The organism is Leifsonia sp. EB34 (assembly GCF_041260585.1).
Lineage (GTDB): Bacteria > Actinomycetota > Actinomycetes > Actinomycetales > Microbacteriaceae > Leifsonia.
The window spans coordinates 895,108-911,397 of sequence record NZ_JBGCCV010000002.1; the positions used below are offsets into that span (position 1 = coordinate 895,108).

The window sequence follows — 16,290 nt, forward strand, 5'->3', positions numbered from 1 at the left end:
TGTGGCGTATCCGTGCTAGCACGGATTGTTATGTCATCCGGTTTGGTTATTGTTCTATGCGTCAGGTCCTCGATGTAAGATTTTGGACCGCTCGATGGAGAGTGAGGACGCTATGGGGCGTTGGAAAAGGTCGTTCGCGACGGCCGCAGCAGTTGCAACGGTGGGTACGGTAGGGGCTCTACTTACCGGGTTCGTGCCCGCTGATGCGGACACGGTGAACGCTGTGGATTCGGTCGCTGTGATTCAGCAGATCGCACCCGAGGCGGTCGCCGGTTCGACCGGTACGGCGGTGCGAACTGATGCGGAGACGGCTTCGGCCGTCGAAAAGGACGGGCTGAAAGTGGCGGTGCCGACGGACGCGGCTGACGGCATCACGCTCGCCGCAGGCGGCGCGCCCGCCTTGACGATCGGACTCCCGTTCGGGGACAAGGCCTCCGACGCGACCGAATCCCAGGTGCCGGGCGTGGTCGTTTACGACAACCACAACGGCTCTTCGACTGTGCCTGTGATCCGCGACAGCGGCGTACAGATCAACACGGTCATTGACAACGCCAACGCCCCGAAACGCTACGCCTACCCGATGGACCTGGCGGGCGGGCAGAGCCTGCAACTCAACCCTGACGGCTCGGTGATTGCTGCCGGTGCCGACGGGACACTCTCTGCGTTCGTGGCCGCCCCGTGGGCGAAGGACGCCAAGGGCAACCCTGTACCGACCCACTACGAAGTCGAAGGCGACACCCTTGTCCAGGTGATCGATTTCACCGAGGCCACGGCCTTCCCCGTCGTCACAGACCCTCAGTTCGAGTGGTACATGGCCATTCCCACTGTCAAGACCACGCGCGCTGAAACGCGTGAGCTGATGGGACTCGGTGGCGGCCCGAGCGGGCCCGGAGGAGCCGCAAAAGCTTGTGGCGCTCTACTTAAAGTTGCGGGGCCGGCAGGAATCGCTGCGGCCGGGCTCTGCGCGATCAATATCGTTTCGATCATGTACAACGCGACCAATGCCTACAACTCCGGACAGTGCGCACGTCTCTTGATCGGTCCGGGCGTCATTGGGACCATCCCGTATAAGGACAGCTACTGCCGATGAAGCTGAGGCACCTCTTCAGTAATCAGTCGAGGGTTGCTCTGGGATCTACCCCGTTCAGGAATGTGGCGTCTTGGGGAGTAATCCTCGGATTGATCGTTGTCAGCTGGTTGTGGTCGGGTTTGCTCCCTTGGTGGGGCTGGACTGCTGCCTATGTCGGTGCCTTTGTCGGCTTGGCGTTTCTCGGTCGCCGGTGGGCCGACAAAGACCTCGCCGCCGCAGACGCTAACGAATCAGCGTCTCGATGACTCCGGAGATGAATTTACCGACCGAGGCAATGGTTCGCTGCAACACGAGGCGAATGGTCCACTTTCGATCCTTCACGCCGTGTTTCCTCACTGTTGATGGGAGCATGAAATGCTGCCGCGAGAATCGCCCCGGTGCAGTGCGCCGGGGCGATTCTCGTCGCCCTCCGCGGGTGGCTTAAGGCGTGCACGCCTAGAAGCTGTGCTCCGGGGCGGGGAAGACGCCGGACTGGACCTCCGACTTGTACGTGCGCGCGGCCTCCGACAGCGCGCCCCGGAGGTCGGCGTACTGCTTCACGAAGCGGGGGATGCGGCCGGTCGTGAACCCGGCCCAGTCCGTCCAGACCAGCAGCTGACCGTCCACGTGGGGTCCCGCGCCGACGCCGATCGTCGGGATGCGCAGTTCGTGGGTGACCCGCTGAGCCACGTCCGCCGGCACCATCTCCATCACGACGGCGAACGCTCCGGCCTCCTGGACCGCCTGCGCGTCAGCGAGGATCTGCTCGCCGCCAGCGCCGCGGCCCTGCACGAGGTGGCCGCCGAGGCCGTGCTCGCTCTGCGGCGTGAAGCCGATGTGCGCCATGACCGGGATGCCGGCGTCCACGATGCGCCGGATCTGCTTGGCGCTGCGCTGCCCGCCCTCCAGCTTGACGGCGTGCGACCCGGTCTCCTTCATGAAGCGGACTGCGGTGTGCAGCGCCTCCTGCGGTCCGGTCTCGTACGAGCCGAAGGGCATGTCGGCGACGACGAACGCGCGCTTGACCGCCTTGGCCACCGCGCGGGTCAGCGGGATCAGTTCGTCCACCGTGACCGGCAGCGTGGTGTCGTAGCCGAGGACGTTGTTGCCTGCGGAGTCGCCGACCAGCAGGAAGTCGATGCCCGCCTCATCGAAGATCTGGGCGGTCAGCATGTCGTAGCTGGTCAGGCCGGTGAACGGCTCGCCCGCCTCCTTCGCCGCCTGGAAGTGGCGCGTCCGCACCCGCTTCAGCGACTCCATCGACGGGGTTGAGGGGTGGACGGAGGGGACAGGGGACTGCTCGCTCATGCGCCTCAGTCTAGTGACGCGCTGGTGACGCGGCCCCGGCGGGCGTCCGACCGGTTTCCCGCTGCGGAACCACTAGTCTGGAGGGGCCGACGAAAGGGGCAGGATGGACAAGCAGCGCGACTTCGTTCTTCGCACCATCGAGGAGCGCGGCGTCAAGTTCGTGAGGCTGTGGTTCACCGACGTGGTCGGCACGCTGAAATCCGTGGCGATCGCCCCCGCCGAGGTCGAAGGCGCGTTCTCCGAAGGACTCGGCTTCGACGGCTCCGCCATCGAGGGACTGACCCGTGCGTTCGAGTCCGACCTGCTGGCGCATCCGGACCCCACGACGTTCCAGATCCTGCCGTGGCGCGGGGAGGTCGACCCGACCGCCCGCATGTTCTGCGACATCACCACGCCCGACGGCCAGCCCTCGGTCTCCGACCCGCGCAACGTGCTCAAGCGCACGCTGGAGAAGGCGGCGGACCGCGGTTTCAGCTTCTACACGCACCCGGAGATCGAGTTCTACCTGCTCAAGTCCTCCACCTTCGGCGACGAGGGCCCGGAGCCCGTGGACTCGGCCGGCTACTTCGACAACGTCCCCGGCGGCACGGCGCACGACTTCCGCCGCCGCTCGGTGCGGATGCTCGAAGACCTCGGCATCTCGGTGGAGTTCAGCCACCACGAGGCCGGCCCCGGCCAGAACGAGATCGACCTCCGCTACGCCGACGCGCTGACCACGGCGGACAACATCATGACGTTCCGCACGGTCATCAAGGAGGTGGCGATCGAGCAGGGCGTCTACGCCACCTTCATGCCGAAGCCGCTCTCCGGTCACCCGGGCTCCGGCATGCACACGCACATGTCGCTGTTCGAGGGCGACACCAACGCGTTCTTCGAGGCGGGCGCGCAGTACCAGCTCTCCAAGACGGGCCGCCAGTTCATCGCGGGCCTGCTCAAGCACGCGCCGGAGATCACCGCCGTCACGAACCAGTTCGTCAACTCCTACAAGCGGCTGTGGGGCGGCGACGAGGCGCCGAGCTTCGTCTGCTGGGGCCACAACAACCGCTCCGCGCTGGTGCGCGTCCCGCTCTACAAGCCCAACAAGGGTCAGAGCTCGCGCGTCGAGTACCGCGCGATCGACTCCGCCGCGAACCCCTACCTGTCCTTCTCGCTGATGCTGGCCGCGGGCCTCAAGGGCATCGAAGGCCAATACGAGCTGCCGCCGGAGGCCGAGGACAACGTCTGGGCGCTGTCCGACGCCGAGCGCCGCGCCCTCGGGTACAACCAGCTCCCGGCCAGCCTCGACCACGCCATCGCGCTGATGGAGGACTCCGAGCTGGTCGCCGAGACCCTCGGCGAGTCGGTCTTCAACTACGTGCTGCTGAACAAGCGGCGCGAGTGGGCGGAGTACCGGGCGCAGGTCACGCCGTTCGAGCTGCGATCCAACCTCGAGATCCTCTGACCCGCACGTGACCCGCGAGCAGCTCTCCCTCACGACGCTGGCTCGCGCCGGATTCGTGGGGCTGAGCTCGGTCCGTGGCGAGCTGGACGAGCTCGTCGAGCTGACCGGCTTCGGCGTGGACGAGCTGCTACCCGCACTGTCGGCGGCCGCCGATCCGGACACCGCGCTCGCGCTGGCCCTGCGGCTGCTGCGGCACGCGCCGGTGCAGACCGCGCGCTACGTGCCGTCGCGGAACGACGCGCGCCGCGTCTTCCGGGTGATCGGTGCGTCCGAGGGCGCCGCCGAGTTCTTCCTCCGGCAGCCGGCCGAGCTGAGCGCGCTGGACGACCCGATCATCGCCCTGCCGACCGCGGACGAACTGCGCGCCGACCTGCTCGACGCGGTCGGGGCCGTCGACGGTGTCGCCGCCCTGGAGGACGACGCCGCGCGCATCGCCCTCCGCGTGCGCTACCGCCGACGCCTCGTGCAGATCGCCAGCTTCGACCTCGAGCAGGAGGACCCGGTCGCCGGGCTGGACGCCGTCGCCGCCGCATTGTCCGACCTCGCCGCCGCCGCGCTGGAGGCCTCTCTCGCCGTCGCCCGCCGGCAGACCATCGGCACCGGCCCCGGCCGCTTCCCCGAGGCCGAGGTGCGCGCCACCCGCTTCGCCATCATCGGCATGGGCAAGGCCGGAGCGCGCGAGCTCAACTACGTCAGCGACGTCGACGTCATCTACGTCACCGAGGGCGACGAGGAGGCCGGCCTCAGCTCGGGCCGCGCCGTCGACATCGCGACCCGCCTGGCGATGCTCACGCAGCGCGGCATCCACGAGCCCGCCATCGAGCCGGGCCTCTGGGAAGTCGACCCCAACCTGCGCCCGGAGGGCAAGGACGGCGCGCTGGTGCGCACCCTGGAGTCGCACATCGCCTACTACGATCGCTGGGCGAAGGGCTGGGAGTTCCAGGCGCTGCTCAAGGCGCGCCCGCTCGCGGGCGACCTCGAGCTGGGGGAGCGCTACGTCGCCGCGCTCGCGCCGAAGGTGTGGAGCAGCGCGTCCCGCGAGAACTTCGTGGAGTCCGTGCAGCGGATGCGCGAGCGGGTCACCGACAACATCCCCGACGACGAGACCCACTACCAGCTCAAGCTCGGGCCGGGCGGCCTGCGCGACGTCGAGTTTACCGTGCAGCTCCTCCAGCTCGTCCACGGCCAGACCGACGAGCGGGTGCGGCAGCGCGACACGCTCTCCGCCCTCGCCGCGCTGGCCGCGCAGGGCTACATCGGCCGGGACGAGGCCGCCGCCTTCTCGCAGGACTACCGCACGCTGCGCCTGATGGAGCACCGCCTCCAGCTCCGCCACCTCAGCCGCACGCACCTCATGCCGCGCGACGAGGGCGACGTGCGCATCCTGGCCCGCGCCACCGGGCTGGCGCCGAGCGCCGAGCAGCTCCTGGTGCGCTGGAACGCGATCAAGCACCGGGTGCGCGGCCTCCACGAGCGGCTGTTCTACCGGCCGCTGCTTAGCGCGGTCGCCGCCATGCCCAGCGACGACAGCGGGCTGACCGGGGGAGCCGGGCTGACCAGCGAGCAGGCCGAGGCCCGGCTCGCCGCGATCGGCTTCCGCGACCCGCGGGGCGCCCTCGCCCACATCGCCGCGCTCACCGCGGGCGTGTCGCGGCGGGCGACCATCCAACGTCACCTGCTGCCGGTGCTGCTGCAGTGGTTCGCCGCCGGACCGGACCCCGACTACGGTCTCCTGACTTTCCGCCGCCTGAGCGAAGACCTCGGCACCACGCACTGGTACCTGAAGATGCTGCGGGACTCCACCGGCGCCGCCGAGCGGCTCACCCGGGTGCTGTCCGGGTCGCGGTTCGCCGGCGAGCTGCTCGGCCGCATCCCGGAGTCCGTCGCCTGGCTGGAGTCGGAGGAGGAGCTGCGCCCGCGCAGCGCCGAGGTGCTGCGCGAGGAGACCGCCGCCATCCTCGGCCGACACCAGTCCGCCGCGACCGCGGCCGCGTCGCTGCGGGCCGTGCGCCGCCGCGAAGTGCTTCGCCTGGCGTTTTCGGCCATCCTCGGCTTCGCCACGATCGACGAGCTGGCCCGCGGGCTGACCGCCGTCAACGAGAACGTGATCGAGGGCGTGCTGTCCGCGATCCGCGCCGAGCGTGGCGACGCGGCCGACCTGGAGTTCGCGATCATCGGGATGGGCAGGTTCGGCGGCCGCGAGCTCGGCTTCGGCTCCGACCTCGACGTGATGTACGTCTTCCGCCCGCTCGCCGCCGACCAGGACACCGCGCACAAGGCCGCACTGGCGATCGTGGCCGACCTCAACCGGCTGACCGAGGACAACCGCCTCCCGCTCGACCTCGACATCGGCCTGCGCCCCGAGGGCAAGAACGGCCCGCCGGTCCGCTCGCTGGAGGCCTACCGCGCGTACTACAAGCGCTGGTCGCTGACCTGGGAGGCCCAGGCGCTGCTGCGCGCCCGCGGTGTCGCGGGGGATGCCGCGCTGCTCGCCGACTTCGAGGCGGTGGCCGACGAGGTGCGCTACCCGGCGGCGATCGGCGAGCAGGAGGTCCGCGAGGTCAAGCGCATCAAGGCCCGCGTCGAGAACGAGCGCCTCCCGCAGGGCGCCGACCCGGCCCGCCACCTCAAGCTCGGCCGCGGCTCGCTCAGCGACGTGGAGTGGTTCGTCCAACTCATCCAGCTCCAGCACGCGGCGGCCATCCCGGCGCTGCGCACGACGTCGACCCTGGACGCGCTCGCGGTCGCCGTCGACCACGACCTGGTGGCGGAGGACGACGCGTCGAAACTCCGCGACGCCTGGCTGCTGGCCTCCCGGGCCCGCTCGGCGATGACGCTCTGGACCGACAAGACCGCCGACGTCCTCCCGGCCGACCGGGTCGCCCTGGAGGGCGTGGCCCGTCTCCTGGAGTACCCGCCCGGGTCGGCGAGCCGGCTGGAGGAGGACTATCTGGCGGTCACCCGGCGCGCGCGGGCGGTGTTCGAGCGCGGGTTCTACGGGCTCCCGCAGCGGCCGACGCCGACCGGGTGAACGACAACGCCGAGCATTAATAACGCCTTGCGTTAATAACGCAATGCGTTACTATGGATCATGCTCCAATCGTTCGTCGACCGCGACGCCGAGGCAGTCTGGCTCGGTCTGCCGTCCCGGCGAATCCACCCCGATATCCACCGGATCGCGCGAAGGAAGCTGGCGATGCTCAACGCGGCAGCGGTGCTCGAAGACTGCCGGGTACCGCCAGGCAACCGGCTCGAGAAGCTCCGCGGCGACCGGAACGGCCGATACAGCATCCGCATCAACGACCAGTTCCGAATCTGCTTCATGTGGACGGACGGAGGTCCGGCGGATGTCGAGATCGTCGACTATCACTGACCACGAGACGCAAGGAGGTAGCACCATGACCGACCCGATCACCGATCCGATCACCCCAGGGGAGATCCTCTCCGAAGAGTTCATGGCTCCGCTCGGGCTCACGAAGTACGCGCTCGCGAAGGCCGTGCACGTCCCGGCGCAGCGCATCGGGGACATCGTGAACGGAAAGCGTGCGATCACCCCGGACACCGCGCTCCGGTTCGCACGGGCCTTCGGGACGACGGCCGAGTTCTGGCTCAACCTGCAGGCCCACCACGACATCGAGGTCGCCCTCGCCACGCACCGCGCCGAGTTCGACGACATCGCCCCGCTTGCCGGTTGACCGCCCGCGCCATCCGGGCCGCGCGCACCGCACCCGGCACGCAGGCCCGGACGGCTCGCGATCACATCCCGGGGACCGGCGTCAGCTCGTACACGTCGATGGTGCCGCCCATCGCGCGGTGCGGGTGCCCGGTGAGGAGGCCCTCGACGGCGTCCGCACCGTCGGCCTCGATGAGGCTGTAGCCGCCGACGCTGCGGTCGGCGCCTTCGGAGACGGCGGCTGTCGGCGCGCCGAAGTCGATCAGGCCGGCGCCGACCTGCTGGGCCCAGGCGTTCCAGGCGGCGTTCATCTGCTCGGCCTGCTCGGCGGTGGGCTCCGGCATCGAGGCCATCGCCTCGGGGTCGGCGCGGTAGAGGAGGAGGTAACGGGCCATGTTCGGTTCCTTCCGTTTCGCGCACGGACCGGTACTGGCCCGGGCGTCACCGAATCTAGTGCTGTGCGCGCGGGGAGGGAACAGCGGGACGGCAGGCGCGGGCCCATTTCATCCGGACGTTCACCACCGGATTCTGGGAGTTCATCGGGCGTCCGCTGACGGGGGCCGGATTCGGTGGGACGATCGGGAGGCCCTCACCATGCTCGACCCGTGCACCCCACCCGCGGCGCCTCCCGAAGCGCCCTCTCGGCGGTGTCGAGCAGCCCCGAACCCCCGAATACTCGAGGAGACCCGACCATGACCCCGCCCCGCCGACCCGACCCGGCCTTCCCGGCCGGCGACAGCGGCGCCGCCGAGCCCGACCGCCGGAACGTCGCGCACGCCCGCCGCCCCCGCACCTCCCTCGCCAGGACCGTCCTGCTCTCGGTGGTGGGTGCCGTCGCAGCCGTCGCGCTCGCCGTCGGGGCATTCGCCGCCTACTCCTACGTGGACCTCTCGAACGGCCTCCACCGCTCGAACATCACCCTGCCCGGCGCCGGCAAGAAGAACGTCGCCGAGAGCAACATCCTCGTCATGGGCCTCGACAGCCGGCTGGACGAGAACGGCAACGCTCTGCCCGCCGACGTCTACAACGCCCTGCACGCCGGGAGCCAGGGCGACGGCGGCTACAACGCCAACGTGCTGATGCTGATCCACATCCCGGCGGGCGGCAAGAAGGCGGTGGGCATCTCGATCCCGCGCGACGACTACGCACCGCTGTCCGGCAGCCCGGACGGCGTGTCCGCCTCCAAGATCAAGGAGGCCTACGGGCTCGCCCTCGACCAGAAGCTGACCGAGCTGACGAAGGCGGGGGTTGCTCGGAGCGACGCCTACCAGCAGGCGCGCACGTTCGCGCGCCAGACCGAGCTGCAGACCGTGTCGGACTTTCTCGGCGGCGTGCGGATCGACCACTTCATCGAAGTGACGATGGCCGCGTTCTACCAGGTGGCCCAAGCGGTCCAGCCCGTCACCGTGTGCGTCGCCGAGGACACCAAGGACCCGTACTCCGGAGCCGACTTCAAGGCGGGCGTCCAGCAGCTCACGGCGTCCCAGGCGGTGAGCTTCGTCCGGCAGCGCCGCGACGAGAGCAACACGTCGCTGAACTTCACCGACCTCGACCGCGAACGGCGCCAGCAGGCGTTCATCGTCTCGCTCGCGACCAAGCTGAAGAAGGCGGACACCTTCGCGAATCCGGCGACCCTGGAGTCCCTGATCTCGGCTGCCAAGCAGAACATCGCCCTCGACTCGGGATTCGACCTGCTCAGCTTCGCGTCGGAGGCGCAGCACCTGGCGGGCGGCAACATCACCTTCACGACCCTCCCGATCACCGGCTACGGGGTGAAGGACGGCAAGGACGTCAACCTCGTCGACCCGGACCAGATCCACGCGGAGGTACAGCAGCTCCTGAACCCCGGCACGGCGACGGCGACGCCGACGGCCGCCCCCGGGGCGACGACGCCGGCCGGGCCGCCGCCGACGACCACAGCGGCGGCACCCTCCCCGTCGCCGACCGCATCGACGCCGCCCGGCCCGAACGGGACGTACACAGACCCGACGGCGCCGCTGCCGTCGGGGGGAGTGCCCTGCGTGAAGTAGGGCCTACTCGCCCAGCGCGTCGATCAGCGCCGCGTAGAGCGCGCTGAACCGCGCGCGATGGTCGTCCGTCTCGATCGGGCTCAACGGGAACGTCACCTTGGCGCCGTACGACCACTCGGCCGTGACCTTGAAGTCGCCCGGCCACGGGTCGAACAGGTCGCGCCGGAAGGCCGAGTTGGCATCCGAGATCGTGAGCTGGGCCAGCCCGGAGCGGGGCCGCGCCACGACGGTCGTCGCCACGTCGTACGGATCGGCGCTCCGCCCGATGGCGTCGGCGAACACGATCGTGTTGTCGGTGAAGACCACCACCTTGGCCGAGAACACGCCGACGTCGTCGACGCGCACCCCGGAGTCCACGTGCTCGATGGGCCGGAGCCCGACGGCGAGCGCGATGCCGCTGACGAAGTGCCCGAACCACTCGGCGCGGTCGTCGCTGCGCAACCGCAGCCAGGCCTCTCCCGTGAGGGACCGGCCGACCTCCTCGAGCACCTCGGTCAGGTCTCTGTGCGCCATGGCTCCTCCTCGCCCGTCCCGCTTACGGATGCGGACTCCCTGGACAACCGTAGCCGTGCGGCTGGGCGGGCGCACGTCGGGGGTGTGCGGCCGTCACTCGCCGCCGTCGTAGGGGCAGGTCCTACCCTCGGCCCGCACGCGCTTCGAGGGCGTCGATTCGATCCGCCAGAAGAACAAGCGAGCTACGGATGGCAACGAACCGCGCGTTCACTTGCCTTGTGAACGGGTCAACAGAACCGGGTCCGGGCGCAACACCAGGCAGCGACATGCTGGCCGCCACACTCTGCTCGGCGTCGTAGAACAGCTTGTCGATCTCGTCTCGAAGCGCCATAGACCCAACGATACGGTCCGAGGTGACGAGACGATAAGAGCCCGCCCGTAAGCTACGGGCGGGCTCTTATCGTGATGACGCGGGTTTCTGCTTACACCCCGTAGTACAGCTCGTACTCGAACGGGTGCGGGCGCTGCGCGAGGGGCTTGATCTCCTTCTCGCGCTTGTACTCGATCCAGGTCTCGATGAGCTCCGGGGTGAACACGCCGCCTGCGACGAGGAAGTCGTGGTCGGCCTCGAGCGCGTCGAGCGCCTCGCTGAGGGTCGCCGGGACCTGCGGGATGTTGCGGGCCTCCTCGGGCGGGAGCTCGTAGAGGTCCTTGTCGACCGGCTCGTGCGGCTCGATGCGGTTCTTGATGCCGTCGAGGCCGGCCATGAGCTGGGCGGCGAACGCGAGGTACGGGTTGCCCGAGGCGTCCGGCGCGCGGAACTCGATGCGCTTGGCCTTCGGGTTGGTGCCCGTGATCGGGATACGGATGGACGCCGAGCGGTTGCCGGCCGAGTAGACCAGGTTGACCGGGGCCTCGAAGCCGGGGACCAGGCGGTGGAACGAGTTCACCGTCGGGTTCGTGAACGCCAGCACCGCCGGGGCGTGCTTGAGGAGGCCGCCGATGTACCAGCGGGCGATGTCGGACAGGCCGCCGTAGCCGGCCTCGTCGTAGAACAGCGGCTTGCCGTCGTTCCACAGCGACTGGTGGGTGTGCATGCCAGAGCCGTTGTCGCCGAAGAGCGGCTTCGGCATGAACGTGGCGGTCTTGCCCCACAGCTCGGCCGTGTTCTTCACGATGTACTTGAACTTCAGAAGGTCGTCCGCCGCGTGGACCATCGTGTCGAAGCGGTAGTTGATCTCGGCCTGGCCGCCGGTGCCCACCTCGTGGTGCGCGCGCTCCAGGACGAGGCCGGCGTCGATCAGCTTCAGGGAGATGTCGTCGCGCAGGTCGGCCTGCTTGTCGACCGGGCTGACCGGGAAGTAGCCGCCCTTGTACGGGGTCTTGTTGCCGAGGTTGCCGCCCTCTTCGACGCGGCCCGAGTTCCAAGCGCCCTCCTCGGAGTCCACCGCGTAGAAGCTCGCGTTCTGCTTCACCTCGTAGCGGACGTCGTCGAAGATGTAGAACTCGGCCTCGGGAGCGAAGAACGCGGTGTCCGCGATGCCCGTGGAGGCGAGGTACTTCTCCGCCTTCTTGGCAACCTGACGCGGGTCCTTCGCGTAGATCTCGCCGTTGCGGGGGTTGTAGATGTCGAAGACCATGATCAGCGTGCGCTCGACGCGGAACGGGTCGATGTACGCGGTCGAGACATCCGGGATGAGCTGCATGTCCGACTCGTGGATCGACGCGAAGCCGCGGATCGAAGAACCGTCGAAGAGCTGGCCGACGGAGAAGAACTCCTCGTCGACGGTCGCGGCGGGGATGTTGAAGTGCTGCTGAACACCGGGCAGATCGGTGAAGCGGATATCAAGGAACTTGACGTCGGTGTCCTTGATGAACTTGAGCACCTCGGAAGAATCACGGAACATACGGAGGACTCCCAATGGCTTGCGGTGACGGACTGCACGTGCAGCCCAAGCTACACGCTAGGGGGAGGCCGTTTCCCTCCGGTGACGCAAATGTTTCCGGCATGTTACGCCGTGCGCTGCCTGGTGCGGCCCGGCGAGTGGTCAGGCCGGGTCGGTAAACTCGTTGAGTGCCGCAGAACACCCCGCCCTCCCGCTTCGGCGACCTCGCCCCCAGCCGTTACCCGGGCGAGCGGCTCGGCCTCCCGGAGGCGGGCCCGCGTTCGGTGGGGCGGCTCGGCCGCCGTCTCGGAGCGATCGTGGTCGACTGGGCGCTCGCCTCGTTGATCTCGCTGGCGTTCTTCCACTACGACTCGTGGGCGAACATCGGCATTTTCGCCCTGATGCAGGTCGTGTTCATCCCCACGATCGGCGGCAGCATCGGCCACCGGATCTTCGGGCTGCGCGTGGTCGCGCTCGCCGGCGGCTGGGTGGGCGTGTGGCGGCCGGTGGTCCGCACCGTGCTGCTCTGCCTCGTGATCCCCGCGCTGGTGTGGGACTCCGACCAGCGCGGCTTCCACGACAAGGTCGCCGGTACCGTCCTCATCCGCGCGTAATCGCGGCGAGGGGCCCGGCGGTGTGATGCCGGGACTACTCAGCGCGCTCGCTGCGCGCGCACCTTCATCGGGTCGACGCCCTTGGGGATCGGCATCGCGTTCTCGAGCGACGCCAGGCGGTTGCTGATCGCGATGACCTCGGCCTTGGTGAGGGTCGGCTTGATCTTGGACAGCGTACGCGGGACCTTGTGCAGGGCCACCGAGTCGGCGTCCGGGCCGACCGAGATGACGGTCACGGGGACGTTGGGCAGCACGCGGTTGATCTTGCGGCGCTCCTCGTCGACCATGCGCTGGGTGCGGGTCTTGGGGCCCTCGCTGATGAGCACGACGCCGCCGCGGCCGGTGGCGCGGTAGACCGCGTCCTGCGTCTTGCCGTTGACGGCGATCGGCATCTCCGAGCCGCGCCAGCTCCGCTTGAGCGAGCTGCGCAGCACCGCGCCCACGGCGCCCGGCTGGCCCTCGATTTGCGAGTACGCGGCGCGCTCGGCGCGGCGGCCCAGGATGATGAGGCCGACGAGCACACCGGCGAGCACGCCCGCGAGGATCCAGACCACCATCGAGAAGACGTTGCCGCCCGAGAGGAACACCGCCATCGCGATGCCCGCCAGCGTCGGCAGCACGATTCCGCCCACGATGTAGAGCAGCGCGCGGTCGTCGTAGCGGCGGGTCATCTGGAAGACCTGCCACATCTGCTTCAGCCGACCGGGCTCCTTGGTGGACTTGTCCTTACGTGCCATAGAGACAAGGATACCGGCTCGCCCGGCTCCCTGATGACCTGTTCACGGCGGGCGTAGCGGCGATCGGGAGGCCGCGCTCAGCGGGTCGCGCGGCCTCCCCGATCGGTGCAGGGAGCGGCCTCAGGAGACGGCCTGCGCGAAGCCCGCCGACGCGTCCGCGAGGTGCTGCAGCTCGGCCGGGACCTCGCGTCCCTTGGCCGCCATCGACTGCGCCCACAGCCGCCCCGCGCGGTACGACGAGCGCACCAGCGGGCCCGAGAGGACACCGAGGAAGCCGATCTCCTCGGCCTCCTGCTTCAGCTCGACGAACTCGTCCGGGTGCACCCAGCGCGCGACCGGGAGGTGGCGCGGGCTCGGCCGCAGGTACTGGGTGATCGTGATGATGTCCGTGCCCGCGTCGTGGAGGTCGCGGAGCGCCTGGCTGATCTCCTCGCGTTCCTCGCCCATCCCGAGGATGAGGTTCGACTTGGTGATCAGGCCGGCCGCGCGGCCCTGGGTGATCACGTCGAGGGAGCGCTCGTAGCGGAACGCCGGCCGGATGCGCTTGAAGATGCGCGGCACGGTCTCGACGTTGTGCGCGAACACCTCCGGCCGGGCCGAGAACACCTCGCCGAGGTACTCGGGGTTGCCGGAGAAGTCGGGCACCAGGATCTCCACGCCGGTGCCCGGGCTCTGCCGGTGGATCTCGCGGATCGTCTCGGCGTAGAGCCACGAGCCCTCGTCCGGGAGGTCGTCGCGGGCCACGCCGGTGACCGTCGAGTAGCGCAGGCCCATCTTCGCCACCGACTCGCCGACGCGGCGCGGCTCGTCCCGGTCGAAGTCGGCGGGCTTGCCGGTGTCGATCTGGCAGAAGTCGCAGCGCCGGGTGCACTGCGAGCCGCCGATGAGGAAGGTCGCCTCGCGGTCCTCCCAGCACTCGTAGATGTTCGGGCAGCCGGCCTCCTGGCAGACCGTGTGCAGCTCCTCGGACTTGACCAGGTTCTGGAGCTGGCGATACTCGGGGCCCATCTTGGCCTTGGTCTTGATCCACGCGGGCTTGCGCTCGATCGGCGTCTGCGCGTTGCGCACCTCCAGGCGGAGCATTCGGCGGCCCTGGGGTTCGGTGGCGTGGGGTGCGGCGGCCTGCGTTCCAGCGGCCTGGGGTTCGGCGGTCATGCGGCGACCTCCGTCGCGGTCGTGGGGGTCGTCGTGTGCGCGGCTGCGATGGGGCTGGAGGACGCGTCGGCCAGCGCCCGGTCGAGTGCGGCCTGGATGAGGGGAGCGACGTCCTGGGGCGTCACGGTGCGGCCGAGGACGCGGGAGATCGTGGTCACGCCCGCGTCGCGGATGCCGCACGCGACGATCTTCTCGTAGGGGTCCAGGCTGTTGGAGCAGTTGAGGGCGAAGCCGTGCATCGTGACGCCTTCGGCGACGCGGATGCCGATGGCGGCGATCTTCTCGTCCGCCGGGCTCCCGTCGGGCGTCGTGCCGTGCCCCGGCAGCCACACGCCGGAGCGGCCCTCCACGCGCTCGCCCGGCACGCCGAGCTCCGCGAGCACCTCGATCAGGATGCCTTCGAGCCAGCGGACATAGCCGACGACGTCGATCGGCTCGGCCAGGCGCAGGATCGGATAGCCGACGAGCTGGCCGGGCCCGTGCCAGGTGATCTTCCCGCCGCGGTCCACGTCGATCACGGGGGTGCCGTCGGTGGGTCGTTCGTCGGGGGAGGTGCGCTTGCCCGCGGTGAAAACCGGGGCGTGCTCGAGCAGGAGGACCGTGTCGGCCGTGCGGCCCGCGGCCACGTCGGCGTGGGTGCTGCGCTGCTGGCGGAGACCGTCGTCGTACGGGACGCGCTGCCCGCCGAGTCCGGAGACATCGAAGATCGTCATACAGGCATCCTAAATGGACTGAGTACAGAAAATGTCCATCGCGCTCGGATGCGGCTGAAGTCCTGCACAGGTCGGAGGCGCGAGCGAGTTGTGCACCGATCCTCGGACGGCGGGGTCGGGGTGGTTCCGGGTGGCGTGTACTGAGGGCATGGTGCGGAGACGGAGACCGGTGGACGTCGTGAGGTGCGCGGCGGGAATCGCGGCGGCAGAAGGGTGGCAGGTGGTCGAGCGACGCGCGCCCCGGGATGCGACGGGCGTTGAAGACGAGGTGTCGGTCGTCGTCGCGGGTGGTGAGTTGCGGGGGGAGGCAGTGCTCACGGTGGCCAGCGCGAAGGGGGCCGGCGTCGGGATGGCGTGGGACGGCGTCGCGTCATCGCACCTGCCGCGCGCGGTGCCGCCGCCGCGAGATCGCCTGGCGAGCCGGGGCGACGTGATGGTCCGGCTGCGGGAGCATCCGGCTGGTGGCACGCTCGACGACCTCCTCGCCGCCGACGGTGGGCTGACCGCGGGCGAGGCCGTCACGGTGCTCGTAGCGACGGCACGGGGGCTCTCCGGCCTGCATCGGGCCGGGCGTGGCGGAGTCGTGCTCGGGCCGGCGCACGTCGGCCTCCGCGACGACGGCTGCCCGGTCCTGACCGGGATCGACCGCCTCCGGGAGCTCGATCAACGGACGATGGGGGAGGACGTCGCCGGCTTCGCGGAGCTGGCCGGCACGCTGTGCCGCGCCGTGACGCAGGGACGGGGCGCCACCGTCCAGGCCGCGGCCACCGACCGGCGGCACGGGAGCTGGGAGGACGTCGTCGCCGGCCTTCTGCGGGCTGCCGACCCGACCGCGGTGCGCCCGGCGCGGAACGGTCCGCCCGGCGTCTTGCACGCGTCCGCGCGCGGCGATCCGGCTGCGGACGACGGTCGCAGGGCCGATCGCCGAGAACGCGGCGGCGCGAGGGGAGCACGGGGCCGGGACGTCCTCGGCCTCCTGGAGCGGGCGCTCGATCTGCTGGGCGACCGTCCCGTCGCGCGCGGGATGGAGGTGGTGCGCGGCTGGATCGTCGCACGACCGAGACTGGTCGCCGTCGCCTGCTCGCCGCTGGTGGCCGTCACCGTGCTGCTGATGGTCGTGCCCGGTCAGGACGGCTCGCGCTGACGCTGAGCCTCCCCGGAAACGCGGAACGGCCCGGCTCCTCGCGGGGCCGGGCCGTTCCGTCAGGTGG

At 69.8% G+C, this 16,290-nt stretch carries 16 protein-coding genes; 8 read left to right on the forward strand and 8 right to left on the reverse strand.

The window, feature by feature from the left end:
* Nucleotides 1-223: 223 nt before the first annotated feature.
* Complete coding sequence (locus ABIA36_RS13775; RefSeq protein ID WP_369963054.1) at nt 224-1,090, forward strand: hypothetical protein; 867 nt, start codon at nt 224-226, stop codon at nt 1,088-1,090.
* A gap of 435 nt (nt 1,091-1,525) precedes the next feature.
* Here the strand turns inward: ABIA36_RS13775 and panB are convergent, their stop codons facing one another.
* The gene (gene panB, locus ABIA36_RS13780; RefSeq protein ID WP_369963055.1) at nt 1,526-2,377 is read right to left on the reverse strand and encodes a 3-methyl-2-oxobutanoate hydroxymethyltransferase; all 852 of its coding nucleotides are present in this window, start codon (nt 2,375-2,377) and stop codon (nt 1,526-1,528) included.
* A 103-nt stretch (nt 2,378-2,480) separates the two neighbouring features.
* Here panB and glnA (ABIA36_RS13785) point away from each other — a divergent pair, with 103 nt between their 5' ends.
* Genes glnA (ABIA36_RS13785) through ABIA36_RS13800 form a run of 4 tightly spaced genes read left to right on the forward strand, consistent with a single transcriptional unit; the run spans nt 2,481 to nt 7,513 of the window.
* Complete coding sequence (gene glnA, locus ABIA36_RS13785) at nt 2,481-3,818, forward strand: type I glutamate--ammonia ligase (protein WP_369963056.1); 1,338 nt, start codon at nt 2,481-2,483, stop codon at nt 3,816-3,818.
* 7 nt (nt 3,819-3,825) lie between these two features.
* Nucleotides 3,826-6,849: a bifunctional [glutamine synthetase] adenylyltransferase/[glutamine synthetase]-adenylyl-L-tyrosine phosphorylase gene (locus ABIA36_RS13790; RefSeq protein ID WP_369963057.1), complete on the forward strand. Its 3,024-nt coding sequence runs from the start codon at nt 3,826-3,828 to the stop codon at nt 6,847-6,849.
* Nucleotides 6,850-6,909: 60 nt separating this feature from the next.
* Complete coding sequence (locus ABIA36_RS13795; RefSeq protein ID WP_369963058.1) at nt 6,910-7,191, forward strand: type II toxin-antitoxin system RelE/ParE family toxin; 282 nt, start codon at nt 6,910-6,912, stop codon at nt 7,189-7,191.
* 25 nt (nt 7,192-7,216) lie between these two features.
* A complete protein-coding gene (locus ABIA36_RS13800; protein WP_369963059.1) occupies nt 7,217-7,513 on the forward strand; it encodes a HigA family addiction module antitoxin in 297 nt (98 codons plus the stop codon).
* Nucleotides 7,514-7,574: 61 nt separating this feature from the next.
* On the opposite strand, the gene ABIA36_RS13805 is transcribed toward ABIA36_RS13800, so the two are convergent.
* Nucleotides 7,575-7,886 carry a hypothetical protein gene (locus tag ABIA36_RS13805; RefSeq protein WP_369963060.1) on the reverse strand — a complete coding sequence of 104 codons (312 nt, stop codon included), beginning with the start codon at nt 7,884-7,886 and terminating at the stop codon, nt 7,575-7,577.
* Nucleotides 7,887-8,183: 297 nt separating this feature from the next.
* Between ABIA36_RS13805 and ABIA36_RS13810 the strand changes: the two genes are divergently transcribed.
* Nucleotides 8,184-9,521, forward strand: coding sequence for an LCP family protein (locus tag ABIA36_RS13810; RefSeq protein ID WP_369963061.1), 1,338 nt, complete (start codon nt 8,184-8,186; stop codon nt 9,519-9,521).
* A gap of 3 nt (nt 9,522-9,524) precedes the next feature.
* On the opposite strand, the gene ABIA36_RS13815 is transcribed toward ABIA36_RS13810, so the two are convergent.
* The 3 genes from ABIA36_RS13815 to glnA (ABIA36_RS13825) all read right to left on the reverse strand — a co-directional run bounded on the left by ABIA36_RS13815 (nt 9,525) and on the right by glnA (ABIA36_RS13825) (nt 11,881).
* Nucleotides 9,525-10,034, reverse strand: a complete 510-nt coding sequence (locus tag ABIA36_RS13815; RefSeq protein WP_369963062.1) for a hypothetical protein — start codon at nt 10,032-10,034, stop codon at nt 9,525-9,527.
* A 121-nt stretch (nt 10,035-10,155) separates the two neighbouring features.
* Nucleotides 10,156-10,365, reverse strand: a complete 210-nt coding sequence (locus tag ABIA36_RS13820) for a hypothetical protein (RefSeq protein WP_369963063.1) — start codon at nt 10,363-10,365, stop codon at nt 10,156-10,158.
* A gap of 91 nt (nt 10,366-10,456) precedes the next feature.
* Nucleotides 10,457-11,881: a type I glutamate--ammonia ligase gene (gene glnA / locus ABIA36_RS13825; protein ID WP_369963064.1), complete on the reverse strand. Its 1,425-nt coding sequence runs from the start codon at nt 11,879-11,881 to the stop codon at nt 10,457-10,459.
* A 167-nt stretch (nt 11,882-12,048) separates the two neighbouring features.
* Here glnA (ABIA36_RS13825) and ABIA36_RS13830 point away from each other — a divergent pair, with 167 nt between their 5' ends.
* Nucleotides 12,049-12,474 carry an RDD family protein gene (locus ABIA36_RS13830; protein WP_369963065.1) on the forward strand — a complete coding sequence of 142 codons (426 nt, stop codon included), beginning with the start codon at nt 12,049-12,051 and terminating at the stop codon, nt 12,472-12,474.
* Between the two features lie 38 nt (nt 12,475-12,512).
* On the opposite strand, the gene ABIA36_RS13835 is transcribed toward ABIA36_RS13830, so the two are convergent.
* The 3 genes from ABIA36_RS13835 to lipB all read right to left on the reverse strand — a co-directional run bounded on the left by ABIA36_RS13835 (nt 12,513) and on the right by lipB (nt 15,079).
* The gene (locus ABIA36_RS13835; protein WP_369963066.1) at nt 12,513-13,211 is read right to left on the reverse strand and encodes a DUF4191 domain-containing protein; all 699 of its coding nucleotides are present in this window, start codon (nt 13,209-13,211) and stop codon (nt 12,513-12,515) included.
* A 120-nt stretch (nt 13,212-13,331) separates the two neighbouring features.
* Nucleotides 13,332-14,366, reverse strand: coding sequence for a lipoyl synthase (gene lipA / locus ABIA36_RS13840; RefSeq protein WP_369963067.1), 1,035 nt, complete (start codon nt 14,364-14,366; stop codon nt 13,332-13,334).
* On the reverse strand, nt 14,363-15,079 hold the full coding sequence (gene lipB, locus ABIA36_RS13845) for a lipoyl(octanoyl) transferase LipB (RefSeq protein ID WP_369963068.1): 717 nt from the start codon (nt 15,077-15,079) through the stop codon (nt 14,363-14,365). Before lipB ends, lipA begins: the two co-directional genes overlap by 4 nt.
* A gap of 220 nt (nt 15,080-15,299) precedes the next feature.
* Here lipB and ABIA36_RS13850 point away from each other — a divergent pair, with 220 nt between their 5' ends.
* Entirely contained in the window at nt 15,300-16,223 is a 924-nt protein-coding gene (locus tag ABIA36_RS13850; protein WP_369963069.1) for a hypothetical protein, read from the forward strand.
* Nucleotides 16,224-16,290: the final 67 nt, after the last annotated feature.

Bases quoted from the DNA above. Each gene is read 5' to 3' on its own strand.
- lipA (WP_369963067.1), bottom strand. From the start codon at position 14,366: ATGACCGCCGAACCCCAGGCCGCTGGAACGCAGGCCGCCGCACCCCAC.
- glnA (WP_369963064.1), bottom strand. From the start codon at position 11,881: ATGTTCCGTGATTCTTCCGAGGTGCTCAAGTTCATCAAGGACACCGAC.
- lipB (WP_369963068.1), bottom strand. From the start codon at position 15,079: ATGACGATCTTCGATGTCTCCGGACTCGGCGGGCAGCGCGTCCCGTAC.
- ABIA36_RS13795 (WP_369963058.1), top strand. From the start codon at position 6,910: ATGCTCCAATCGTTCGTCGACCGCGACGCCGAGGCAGTCTGGCTCGGT.
- ABIA36_RS13835 (WP_369963066.1), bottom strand. From the start codon at position 13,211: ATGGCACGTAAGGACAAGTCCACCAAGGAGCCCGGTCGGCTGAAGCAG.
- ABIA36_RS13800 (WP_369963059.1), top strand. From the start codon at position 7,217: ATGACCGACCCGATCACCGATCCGATCACCCCAGGGGAGATCCTCTCC.
- ABIA36_RS13805 (WP_369963060.1), bottom strand. From the start codon at position 7,886: ATGGCCCGTTACCTCCTCCTCTACCGCGCCGACCCCGAGGCGATGGCC.
- glnA (WP_369963056.1), top strand. From the start codon at position 2,481: ATGGACAAGCAGCGCGACTTCGTTCTTCGCACCATCGAGGAGCGCGGC.
- panB (WP_369963055.1), bottom strand. From the start codon at position 2,377: ATGAGCGAGCAGTCCCCTGTCCCCTCCGTCCACCCCTCAACCCCGTCG.
- ABIA36_RS13810 (WP_369963061.1), top strand. From the start codon at position 8,184: ATGACCCCGCCCCGCCGACCCGACCCGGCCTTCCCGGCCGGCGACAGC.
- ABIA36_RS13820 (WP_369963063.1), bottom strand. From the start codon at position 10,365: ATGGCGCTTCGAGACGAGATCGACAAGCTGTTCTACGACGCCGAGCAG.
- ABIA36_RS13815 (WP_369963062.1), bottom strand. From the start codon at position 10,034: ATGGCGCACAGAGACCTGACCGAGGTGCTCGAGGAGGTCGGCCGGTCC.